Raw genomic sequence first — 12,060 nt, 5'->3', positions numbered from 1 at the left:
GTTTTATTATTTCATGATTTTTTTCACTTTGGAGCTTAATAGTCTTAGGGGTTTAGTTAGCCCCCATGACTTTGACTTTAATATCGTGTTAAGCAACTCATTTTGTTCTCGTATTGTGGATTCTAGTGTACTAATATTTTCGTTCGCTTGATTTATTTCTCTTCTAAGAACAATATTTTTATCCTTCTCAATTTCAAATTTCTCACTGATTAGACCCAATTCTTTGGATAATGTGGAGGATTTCATTCTTTCATTTTGATGGGTAGCCGTTATTTGATTGAATTCTTTTAATAATGCGTTGTAGATCTCCCTTTCGCTGTTCCGGATAGAACTTTCTCTACTCAACATCTCCGTTGCCATCAATCGAGCAGCAGAATTTTCCTCATCCCTTGTCCTTAAAGCATTCAATTCTGTTTGTATCATCATTGCAGAAAATGGAGATATGATTTCCCCAAACCACATATCGATTACTAACTTATATTTCGCAAAGGATTCCACCACTGTGATATTATCTAAATAAATCTGAGGATCATTTCCACTTAATACTAAATAAGTGTTCCCTATTATTACTCCATTTGTTATATGCAAATTTGTATTACCCTTATCTAGTGAAAAAATGCCGATTTCTTCGCCCAACTCATCAATCCCATAAAGAATAATATCTCGTATTTCAAATATTGAATATCCAATCGATGGATCAATTCGTATCGAATGTTCTTTTGAAACAGGAAGTTCGAACTCATATTTATGAAAAAGAGGGCCACTGTAGATGGTATCCATATTTGAATTAGCTTCTTCAAATTCTTCGTCATTTCTTTTCCAAAAGATTTGTATGCTATCGTTAGTTGCGTATTTAGTATATTGCTCTTCAAGCCGTGCTTGATGCTGCGTTTTAATGTAATTTATTGTTTTATCATCATCAAATAGATCAATGTTGTTTAAGTAATAATTATATATTTCTTTAGTTTGTGAAGAAATCTCATTGCTTTGTAATAATTCTTCTTGAGTAGTGAAACTATGGCGAAGATCGGGTTTAATAAGCCCCTCTACTCCTTCTTTCTCTACGTTGCTAAAAGAGTTAATACGAAGCTTCTTCTGTATCTCTTTTAAATGCCCGAGTGCATCAGATATAAACTGATCATATTGGATGAAGATTCTTTGAGAATCTTGTTTGCTTATCAAGTCATATAATGATGTCAATGAATAGTTATACCAGATTTTCTCAGCATAATCTTGACTAATATCGTCTCTCTTTTGTAAAGATGCCATCACGTCTAATGGATTTCGAAAAACTACAACATAAGCAATATCAATATTCAATTCTTCTAATATTTCCTGCCATAATGGCAATAACAGGCATGAGCGCGGGTCTTTCCAGGCCCATAGTGGTTTGTCAGAAAATTTTTCAGATATTATTGTCTTAATTCTTTCGCGGAAAGGACGAATTAGAGGTGATTTAGTCCATCCTGTCGGTAATGGTTTATCAGTATCCCAGGTAAGCCCAAACTCTTTAAGTATTTTATCCTGTAGAACAACAAAGTCCCCATATTCCCAAAAGCCCTCGGGATTGTTTCCTTCCACTGGGGGCAACAAATCCTTTTCATCTCCCACATACGCGCCTAACAGATTTATCGCTTTTGTAATTACGGAAGTACCACTTCTATGCATTCCTAATATGCAAATCGCTTTAGACTTTGGACTATTCATTACCTAGTCCCCCTTTTAAATCAATTTCTTAGTAACTAATATTGGGCGTTACTCCAAAATCCACTGTAGAAGTAATCAAGCTTCCCTCTTGTTGTAGTATCTTAAATGCAGCTAAATCAATCCTACGGTCCAGATAAACTTCCCCATCATCCGTGATACCAAGAACTCCTCCATTTAAAAAATACATCCCAGCATTCAATCTTGGACTAAAAGTAAATTCTACCTTTATAGTCTGACCTGGTTGGACGAGAGGTATTCCCTCACTTGCCAATGATGTTGCAGCACCACCTAGATCTAATCCACTTATTGTTTTTATCATCATACCAAATCTCACATTGTAACATTCTTGGGTGAAATTTACGTAGTAGCGCCAAACATATCGGCTACCAGTTTTTAACAGATTTACTTTTTCACCACTTAATGTCGTTATTTCCGAATCAAATATCTGAGCACCTCTTGTTTCATACTGAACGGTTTCTATTGGATTTAAGTTTGAGTCGAACATTTCCTTATCATCAGCGGAGTTGCTTCTCTTCTCAATCACCATTACATTAGGTCTATCTTCTGTTACTACATTTCTTATCTCTTCTTTTAGTCGCTCACGTTTATCTGAAGGTGCATATATTAGCTTCTGATAGAGGTTCACGACTTTTTTCGAACGATCTACCAATAGCATCTCTCCAGAATCAATTAAAACAGCACGATCGCACAATTCAATTATGCTGGATGCAGAATGCGAAACAAATAATATGGTTCCGCCTTGGTTCTTAAACTCTTCAATTTTTGCATAACATTTCCTTTGGAACAATTCATCTCCAACAGCTAGAGCCTCATCTACAATCAATACCTCTTTGGGAACCATTGCCTGAACAGCAAATGCTAGTCGAACAGACATCCCACTGGAATAAGTTTTTACCGGTTGATCAATAAAATCACCTATATCCGCAAATTCTAATATTTTAGGATACAGATGGTCTATATGTTCTTTATCCAGTCCGAGAATGGAACCATTCATATATACGTTTTCTCGCCCGGTGAATTCTGGATTAAACCCACTACCTAGTTCAAGTAAAGCAGCGACCCTTCCGTTAACTTCCACAGTACCTTTAGAAGAGTTTAGCGTGCCTGCAATTATTTGAAGGAGTGTGCTTTTCCCTGAACCGTTTCGACCTATAATCCCAATGGTTTCTCCTTTGTATACGTCAAAAGAGATATCATTTAAAGCACTAAATTCTGTATAATAACGACGCTTACCTCTGAACAATGTTTGTTTCAACCGGTCCTGGGGCTTATTGTAGATTTTAAATATTTTAGAAACCCCTCTAACTGAAATTGCAGTTTGTCGTTCCATTTCTACACCGCCGCATCATAACTTAATATCTATAATACATCAGAAAAACCTTTGCGAGACTTATTGAACCAGATATATCCTGCATAAAAGATTAATATTCCGATTGCATATTCAATTATAAGAGAATAGAAATGTGGTAATTGTCCCTGCAGAACGATTAGTCTCATATCTTCTATTACATAACTAACGGGATTAAAAGCGAATAAAAGCTGATAAGTACTAGGAAGCGTTGAGACCGAATAAAAAATAGGGCTTAATAACATCATTGCCTGAAGAATAATCCCTACTATCTGTCCAATATCTCTAAGATAAACTCCCAACGAAGACAAAACCCATCCAATCCCTATTGACAAAAATATTAATGGTAAAAGTACAATAGGTATTAAGATTAATGTCCAATGTATTTCGCGAAACGCAATAAGATTACTAAATATTAATATCAGCAAACTTATTCCGCTATGAATTAGAGTAGAGCCCATAATTGAAACTGGTAATATTTCAAGCGGAAAAACAACTTTGGTAACATAACTCGAATGATTAATTATCAAACTTGGCGCCTTGCCGAGGAGTTCAGCAAATATATTAAAAGTAATTAGTCCACAAAAAATCATTAGAGCGTATTCCATCGTACTTCCATTGTCTGTTCCCCACTTAGCCTTAAAAATTTCACTGAAAACAAATGTATATACTACCAACATCAGTAGAGGATTAATAAATGACCACAATATACCTAAATAGGAACCTCTATATCTGGCAATAACATCCCTTATAATAAATTGAGAAATAAGATTCTTGTGGTACCATAAAGCTTTAATCAATTGAATCGGGTTAGCCACTTCGAACATTCCCTTATAAATAGAATTTGCATTACCTAACTTAGTCTAACTATCTACTTGATAATCTTCTTCTTCATTAGGTATTCAACGATCATCTGTACACTCTCTTCAATAGAGTATTTGTCCGTTTGTACTACAACTTCGGAATCATTGGGTTCTTCATAAGGCGAGCTAATTCCAGTAAATTCTTGCAATATGCCTTCTCTTGCCTTTTTGTAGAGGCCTTTGGGATCACGTTTTTCACATATATCTATAGGGCATTTAATATAGACTTCTATAAACTCTCCCTCTCCAAAAAGCCTTCTAACTTCATTTCGATCATCCATAAAAGGAGATATAAAAGCCGCAATCGAGATAGTACCTGCATCAACGAAAAGTTTCGAAACTTCTCCTACACGCCGAATATTTTCAGTTCGATCAGCTGAACTGAATCCCAGGTTTTTGTTAAGCCCTAGTCGAATATTATCCCCGTCTAAAACATATGACTTTATTTCATTTTCGTAAAAATACTTATCTAATGCATCAGCTACCGTAGATTTCCCTGAACCTGACAGTCCTGTAAGCCATAATACGCAACTCTTATGATTATTTTTATTTTGCCTCATAGCTTTCGAGACACGATAATGTTGTTTAGTAAGCATTGTTGGGCCTTCCATTATCACCAGCGCCCTTTCTGTAATTTTAAGATGTGCTAGTTTTCTAATATATATTCCCCACGAACCAACACAATCAAACCCTTAGTCTGCTTAGGATCCGCCTCAACGCCGCGGCCGCCTCTTGGGAATAGAATCAAATGATTAGCTGCAACCGGCTTACCAGGAGCAATATCCAATCCATCAGTCATATCTGACAAACCATTCTTGTCCGTGCTATAAGCAACAGCTTTACCGCTTCGCACGATTAATTCTCCGCCATCTTCCACGATAACCTTGCTTCCCCATGGAACAGTAACAACCTCTAACTTAGCTGACGCGCCTGATCCTCCTGAGCCTAACTTCTCTATCTCTTCCGCCACTAGCTTAGCAACATTCTGATCTACATAGCTTTTCGTTACTATTGGATCGTCGATATTTCCAGGAGTAGACGTGCTATCAGCCTCTACGGACTGATACCAGCCGATACCTCCCCCGATGATCATTACAATTACAATAAGTGCTGCTAATCTGAGATATTTTGGATTCATATCATCCATCATCCTTTCACATGGATTTAGTGATCTCTCTGTGCTCCCAGAAAAAAGGATGCATACTACACTTCGGACGAAGCTTCGGCGGAATAACGTGGAACATAAGCCCTAGGCGATATCCAAGATATTTAACAGCTGATTCAGCTATCCATCTAGGTATCCAACGCCACATCTTCGGCTTCATAAGTTGATGCATTTGCGTTTTCATAAGCCGAGTACCTTCACCCTCAGCCGTTGCATAAGTTAGAATCCATTTATTAAGTCTTAGAGAGCCGCCAATATCAAAATAGCGTCCAAATACTTCTTTAAGCGTGTAATCGTGTGAATGGTCTACGCGAGCTTCTGCGGCATAAGCAATGGAATAGCCTGCTAAAATGCACTTGGCAGCTAGTATCATGTCTTCGTTTGACATAATAGGAGCAGGGAATCCACCAATCTCCCGAAAAGTCTTACTTCGTATAGCGGAGCATACATTCGTGAAGAAGAATGTCTTTATCCCGAACCTCTTTACATTGGCTAGCGATTTGATCATGGATTCCAATGGGTAATTAACCTCTTTGGCAATCCTTTCGAGAATTGGTGTACCCGACACTGCAACTTGCCTGCCATATGCCGCGGCAATATCAGAACTTTCAAATGGTTTAATTAGATTCTCAAGAAAAACATTATCCGACGGCAACGCATCTTGCGTGATAAATACGAAGATATCGCCGGTTGCATGTGATGCTGCATAATTGCGAGTACCACCATGATCGAATGATTTGCGGCTAACCGTGAGCACAATCACTCCCATTTCTCTGGCGATCGCAACAGTATTATCGTCTGAAGTTGAATCTACGACGATAATCTCGTACGGCTGTTCTGTTTGACTTCTCAAGCTCTCTATTAACTTCTTAATATAGGAAGCTGCATTTAGAGTTGGTATGATGACTGAAATTCGAATATCCGTTCACCTCCCTTTAATTTACGTTCTAAGAACTTACTTTCTCAGATGCCAATCGCACTGTGTCACTAACTGCAAACTTTTTATTCAAGACTACTGTTTTAGGTAATTCTAAAATCATTTGTTCACGGCGTTTCATCTCTTCATATAACTCTACTATTTGCTTAGCAACTAAATCTGCATCACTAGAACCGGCAGCATGTTTCTCTTCCCATTTTTTTAATAACTCTGTAGCTGTTTTATCATATAGCGACTGTTCGAATGGATACATCCTCACACCTTCAAGTAGAATATTTATTGCCTTCTCCCTGTCACCCATTTTCAATTTAATGAGATAGTTCAGTTCAATATTTTGGCGATAATGAGGCTCTTTAATAGCTAGTTTGTTTATGTATCTATCGGCAATCTTTAAGTAATTGTCTTCTTTGGTTTGATCATAGGCTTGGTAATTCAGTGATGCCAATTGATATAACAACACAGGATGCCCGGGTGATTTTGATAACCCTGAGTCTAGATCCTTTACTATTTGATCAAAGGGTTGTTTATTAACTAGGGCACTTTCTGAATTTTTATATTTGCTATTCGCATACAATTGATTACCGTATGATATGGCCATTACGAGCACTAGGGCAGAAGTAAAAACGAATGAGACCCACTTAACTCTTAACATGGTTTGTTTTTTCAAACTAAGTTCAATAGGTTGACGCTGAGTACCCGTCATTACACCTAAGCACAGGAATACTAACACCAAGTACATAATGTAACTCATCTCGAAGTCGATCAGGGAGTGGATCAATATGGTGATGGGGACTATAAAGTAAAATATCCATCTTATCCTCTCCGACTCGCTTGACTTTCGATAAAATCGAATAAAAACATAGAAAATAGATACTATAAAACCTACATATATGATCAATCCCACTAAGCCCACTTCAACAAGTAGCTCGGTCAAGTAACCATGTGTTTGAGCACTAATATAAGAGTAAGACTGATTTTGTTCATAGAGGGCTTCCCATGAGCCTGCTCCTCCACCTATGATTGGGTTCTCTCTCCAAATCTCAATAGCATCCTTGTACATCGTCAATCGTTCATATACGGAATGTGTCTGTAAGTTAACATTCTCAACACGAGCCCGTATTGCATCAGGAAGTAGTTGAATAACCTTATTACTAGTCACCGCGATTGCGCCAACAAGAAATACGACCAACAACCCTACCGGAACTATTTTATCTACCCACACTGACTTATCTTTTCTCTCTTTATCCGCTAAACGAGGTACAAAGTAAACAACGATTAGTTGAACAAGCGCGCTCATAATTATTGATATGCCTATAAGATAAACCCATGAAGTTACTGAAGGCGATGAAAATACGAATTTCGTATCGAACGGAACTTGCTCTGCTCTTGCCTTTTGAATCAGTTTGAATACTTTTGCACCTGCTTTCTCCAGATGCGTATAGATTAGCAAGGATAAACCCATACCTAGGGCAGAATAGACGATGAACATGATTTGCTGTTTGAGCTTAAACATAAGCAAGATAACAATAGCTATAATAGGCAATACAATTAGTGCACCACGGGAAAGAGTAAGGAGAAAGGAAACACACACTGGCACTAACATGAACCCGTGTAATATACGTGCCCATCGATTAGGGGTTCTGATTAATTCGATTATAATGGCAATCCATAACGTCAATAACATTACAGCGTAGGCATTCGCATATTGAAAAATGGAAGTTATTCGAACACCGTCAATAAATGATAAAGAGTCCAATAGATAGGTATTACCTAATAAATTCATAAAACCGTAGATGACAATAATATACCCAAATATCAAATAGATTTTAGGGAGGAGGTTAACTATTCGATTGTACTGGGCTATAAATGCGCCAGCAATGAAAAAAACAACAACCATCAAACTAATAAATACGCCAAACTTTGCAAGGATTGGCGATTCCGCATTGAAACTACTTAGCACATAGGTAAGGCAAAGTAACGAGGCAACAAGCATATAAATCATTTTACGTTCCAGTTGGAAGTGTTTTTGATATACATGAATTGAGATCCAGATCATGACGGCAATTGTTATGAAGAATCCGTAGATCAATGGCCTTTCATATATAATAAACAAACTACCGCTATTCAGTCCAAGCCCTTGAAAGATTCCATTGTTCATAATGCTAAGCAGTAACAACAGACCTATCCAACCCCAAGCAAACCATTCCATAGCGCTTATCTCAATTTGTTTCTTCAACTGTGACACTCCTCATCAATATGCGCCTGAACCTTTGACAACTGCAGGTAACGTTTTAAGCAGAATTTTCATCTCAAGAGCTATACTCCATCTCTCAATATAATAGATATCAAGATCTATCCATTGCTCGAAATCTAGATCACTCCGCCCGCTTACTTGCCATAACCCGGTCATACCGGGGAGAACATCCATTCGTCGCCAATGATAATCCGTATATCTCTCTACTTCTTCAGGAAGGGGGGGCCTAGGCCCTATGAGACTCATATCCCCTTTCAGAACATTCCATAGCTGAGGCAATTCATCTAATGAGTACTTCCTAATAAACCGCCCGATATGTGTAACTCTCGGGTCATTACGCATCTTGAAGGCGGGTCCTGTCATCTCATTGTCATTAAGCAGAGAAGATTTGTTCCGTTCAGCACCATTAAACATTGATCTGAACTTAACCATTTGAAAGGGCAGCCCATTCTTACCGACGCGTTGTTGCTTAAAGAACACTCTCCCTTTTGACTCACACTTTATTAGTATGGCTATAATAAGAAAGAGAGGCGATAAAACCAACATAATAATAAGACTCCCACTAATATCTGAAATCCGTTTCAAATGCACATTCAATCCTCTTAACGGAGTCTTCACAATTTGCAAACATGGATAGTCAAGATCATTACGGAAAGCAAAGACGGTCGTCATTCGATCGAACATCTCTGGTATTATTCGAATATCAACATCATACTTGTATATCGTGCGGAGCATCGATTCTATAATATGTTTCTCCGATGGAATCGTAATATAAATTGTATCAATTCTTTGCTTCTGTAATATCATCTCCAATTCTGCTATTGTGCCTATTACGTCCTTATTGGATTTATAATCATCCAAATATCCAATAAAATGATTTTTGTTTGTTCGCGATACTATGACCTTATTGTATACATCTAAACCAACTCTTCCGGCACCGACAATAAGTATATTGCTTCTAAGTGTCCCCTTGTTATTCAGATGCTTCATTATGGAACGTCTTGTCACCAACCAAAACAATGATTCAACAAGCATTAAAATAGCGAATAATACTAATGTTATCCTGGAATATAGAAATGTCGTCTTCAACAAGAATGTGATTCCAACAGTAATTAAGAAAGAGAATATAATAGCTCGAAAATCAAATAAATACTCTTCTAAGATCGAGCGATCCGCCTTACCTGAAAAAAGCTGGTTCTGAATAAGTGTAAAAGCATGCAGCACTAACAAAATTGCTAGAAACAAAGCGTAATCTGTAAAAACAGAAATCTGGCTAGCCCAAGCAATTGGGTTGTAATGATCAACATGATCATAGTTGGGTAGCACTCTAACCATCATTAATATATAGAATGTAAGAATAAACCCTAAATATTCGGCCATTAGGATTACTCTTCGAACACTTAATGTAATTCTGTCCGCACGTACTCTTTGTTCTGCAATTGTCCCTACGGATTTATTCCGATCTTGGTAGGGCTGCTGTTTTATTGTTTCACTTAGGTCCATACATATTTCCCCAACTATATAGTATCAATATTATATAGTTTAACACTTATACCCTTACTTTGTCTTAATTTGTCGTAAAAGAAGTTAACTAAAAAAACCACACTCCCGAGCTAGCATGTAGGAGTGTGGTTGTTTAGTTATTATTTTTCTTTATCTTGGAATTCGAGCCATTGAATATAAAAGTATGGCATAGCTCTCTGAGCTAACAACACCTTCTGATCATTCGTAACGCAATAGATTGATAATTTGTATTCTTTAAAGAATTCAGCTTGGCTTGAAAGATTAGGATCCGTGAATTGAATTGTTTTTTTAATTGCCTGGCCTTCCTTAAACTCCTGACTCTTGCTATCCATCTCGATATCTTTTGCTAATGTTAGCTTATTCGAATTCTGATCTTCGATCTCTATTCTTAGCTTGTATGGACCTGCAATATCATCGAAACTTGAATCAATAAGCATACTGTATTCAAAGTCTAGATTTAGTCCTTGAATTCCTCCAGAACTATAATCTAAATAAGCATAGAACTTATCCATAGAGAGATTATAGTTACCGACATTAAGATTAAAGAACTGAGATTGAGGTATGCTTGCCGGCCACACTGTTGTCATGCTCACTACAGAACCTGGAATTGTTGTCGACGGCGTACTGCCTTCATTTACAGTTGGTATCAATTCTGCGATTAGGATATTCATTTTAGCAGTTTCAGATGACACAGGTACCTTCCCACTGAATGGAACTAGTATCTTACCATTCGTAATCACAGTCTTCGCATAATTACCAATTGTTAGTGGATAAATCAAGCCATCTTCACCGCGCAAGTATACCCCATACTTCTGCAGATTACTTGTGCGAGGCTCTAAATTCGTAATTGCAAGATCTCCACTAATATTAAATTGTCTACCTTCTACCGATGAACGTACCCTCAGTAACTCTAAACTGGTCTTAGCAGCCAATCGATCAAATTCTGCTATCTGGTTCGTTACATCTTTGAATTCATTTACTTTAATGGATTTAAATTGACCAACTACTTTTTCGGTTTGATCGTCTGCAATTTCTTTTAAGCTCACTCTTATATCGCTTAATGTTGCTGAATAGGGCACTTGTGTACTTGCAATCATTTGTATGGAAGCATTCGGTTCCAGCTGAACTCTTTGATCATAAGCTACTACTAACTCGTTTCCAGCTTTTTGAGCAATTCCATTAAAGGACCAAGATGCCTTTAATTGCGGGATTTTCAAACCAGTCTTACCTTTGTTGGTTATCTTAAAATTTGCAGTCAATGTATCTTGTGTACCTGTTGGAAGCCTTCCATAGCCTGTGATTTCAATGAGATAATTTCCGTAGGATAATTGGCTTACTTCCGCTGAGGATTGCGTTGCTCCCTTTGGTACTTGGTAGGATGCAATCGGTATATATATCCCATCTGCTTCGCTTAAATAACCGGTAAGAAGTTTAATTCCTTTTTCATTCGCTATCACAGGTAGCTTTACTTGCAGTGTGATTATCTTTCTCTCTTTCGGTTGAATAATTAAATCCTTCAACGTATCATTCTTTGCAGCGTAGACGGATCCATCAGTAGCAACCACATAGAATTGAGTTGTAGTTGCACGATATTCCCTTGTATTTAAGTTCTCCATCAAGAAGTTTATTTTTAGAATCCGCTCATCATTATCAATCGAGCTCTGAACCCCTTTAATGGCCGTTTTTAACTTGCTCTCTTTGGAAAATAGATATTTGGGAAGGAATGCTGCGGTTGTTGCGCCATAGCCCTTTGCTAAATTAAATGCTCCAATGTTTCGTGTATAATTCGGTACCGAGAAATCCCACTTCACGATACTTATTATGAGCTTTGATAGGGTTGCATTGTCATCAACAGGCGAGTAGTATGTGATATCCACGCTGGATTTACCACTCAACCTTGTTGTTTTCTTATCCTTATCCACGACACTTGTTGAGTAGATTTTCCCCGAGGTACTCTTAGCCTTAGACCAGAAATCATCTAATTGGAGCGTAGTGTTTCCATTGTTGGTATACGTTAATGTATAGATTAGATACAAGCCTTTCTCCTGAGTAAATAATTCAGCGGATTTTACTTGTACAGTCGCAGTACTTGTTATCCGAATAGGAGCAGGAGCATTAGTAACAGCTGCATAAGTGCGTTGACTAAACATTGACATGAAACCTAGCGACAAAACCATTGTTAAAATCATCATTACAGTTTTACTTAATAGAATTCTTGTTTGTACCAATTTAGTTCCTCCT

At 37.5% G+C, this 12,060-nt stretch carries 9 protein-coding genes; all 9 read right to left on the bottom strand.

Annotation, left to right across the window (positions count from 1 at the left end; translation table 11 throughout):
• Positions 1 to 6: 6 nt before the first annotated feature.
• Positions 7 to 1,707: a sulfotransferase family protein gene (locus tag E2980_RS06365; protein ID WP_135151305.1), complete on the bottom strand. Its 1,701-nt coding sequence runs from the start codon at positions 1,705 to 1,707 to the stop codon at positions 7 to 9.
• 28 nt (positions 1,708 to 1,735) lie between these two features.
• Positions 1,736 to 3,058, bottom strand: a complete 1,323-nt coding sequence (locus E2980_RS06360) for an ABC transporter ATP-binding protein (RefSeq protein WP_135151304.1) — start codon at positions 3,056 to 3,058, stop codon at positions 1,736 to 1,738.
• Positions 3,059 to 3,087: 29 nt separating this feature from the next.
• Complete coding sequence (locus E2980_RS06355) at positions 3,088 to 3,894, bottom strand: ABC transporter permease (protein WP_240702910.1); 807 nt, start codon at positions 3,892 to 3,894, stop codon at positions 3,088 to 3,090.
• A gap of 53 nt (positions 3,895 to 3,947) precedes the next feature.
• Entirely contained in the window at positions 3,948 to 4,535 is a 588-nt protein-coding gene (gene cysC / locus E2980_RS06350) for an adenylyl-sulfate kinase (RefSeq protein WP_240702909.1), read from the bottom strand.
• A gap of 50 nt (positions 4,536 to 4,585) precedes the next feature.
• Positions 4,586 to 5,077 (bottom strand): hypothetical protein, encoded by a 492-nt coding sequence (locus tag E2980_RS06345; protein WP_135151302.1) that lies wholly within the window; start codon positions 5,075 to 5,077, stop codon positions 4,586 to 4,588.
• A 16-nt stretch (positions 5,078 to 5,093) separates the two neighbouring features.
• Positions 5,094 to 6,005, bottom strand: a complete 912-nt coding sequence (locus tag E2980_RS06340; protein WP_420808616.1) for a glycosyltransferase family 2 protein — start codon at positions 6,003 to 6,005, stop codon at positions 5,094 to 5,096.
• 46 nt (positions 6,006 to 6,051) lie between these two features.
• On the bottom strand, positions 6,052 to 8,277 hold the full coding sequence (locus E2980_RS06335) for an O-antigen ligase family protein (RefSeq protein WP_135151300.1): 2,226 nt from the start codon (positions 8,275 to 8,277) through the stop codon (positions 6,052 to 6,054).
• Positions 8,278 to 8,292: 15 nt separating this feature from the next.
• Positions 8,293 to 9,675 carry a sugar transferase gene (locus E2980_RS06330; protein ID WP_167747006.1) on the bottom strand — a complete coding sequence of 461 codons (1,383 nt, stop codon included), beginning with the start codon at positions 9,673 to 9,675 and terminating at the stop codon, positions 8,293 to 8,295.
• A 263-nt stretch (positions 9,676 to 9,938) separates the two neighbouring features.
• Positions 9,939 to 12,047 (bottom strand): hypothetical protein, encoded by a 2,109-nt coding sequence (locus E2980_RS06325; RefSeq protein WP_135151298.1) that lies wholly within the window; start codon positions 12,045 to 12,047, stop codon positions 9,939 to 9,941.
• Positions 12,048 to 12,060: the final 13 nt, after the last annotated feature.

Source organism: Cohnella luojiensis (genome assembly GCF_004564235.1).
Classification (GTDB): domain Bacteria; phylum Bacillota; class Bacilli; order Paenibacillales; family Paenibacillaceae; genus Cohnella; species Cohnella luojiensis.
The sequence above is the reverse complement of the archived record's forward strand: the minus strand, read 5'-3'. Positions and strand labels throughout refer to the sequence as shown.

Bases quoted from the DNA above. Each gene is read 5' to 3' on its own strand.
- E2980_RS06365 (WP_135151305.1), bottom strand. From the start codon at position 1,707: ATGAATAGTCCAAAGTCTAAAGCGATTTGCATATTAGGAATGCATAGA.
- E2980_RS06360 (WP_135151304.1), bottom strand. From the start codon at position 3,058: ATGGAACGACAAACTGCAATTTCAGTTAGAGGGGTTTCTAAAATATTT.
- cysC (WP_240702909.1), bottom strand. From the start codon at position 4,535: ATGCTTACTAAACAACATTATCGTGTCTCGAAAGCTATGAGGCAAAAT.
- E2980_RS06345 (WP_135151302.1), bottom strand. From the start codon at position 5,077: ATGAATCCAAAATATCTCAGATTAGCAGCACTTATTGTAATTGTAATG.
- E2980_RS06330 (WP_167747006.1), bottom strand. From the start codon at position 9,675: ATGGCCGAATATTTAGGGTTTATTCTTACATTCTATATATTAATGATG.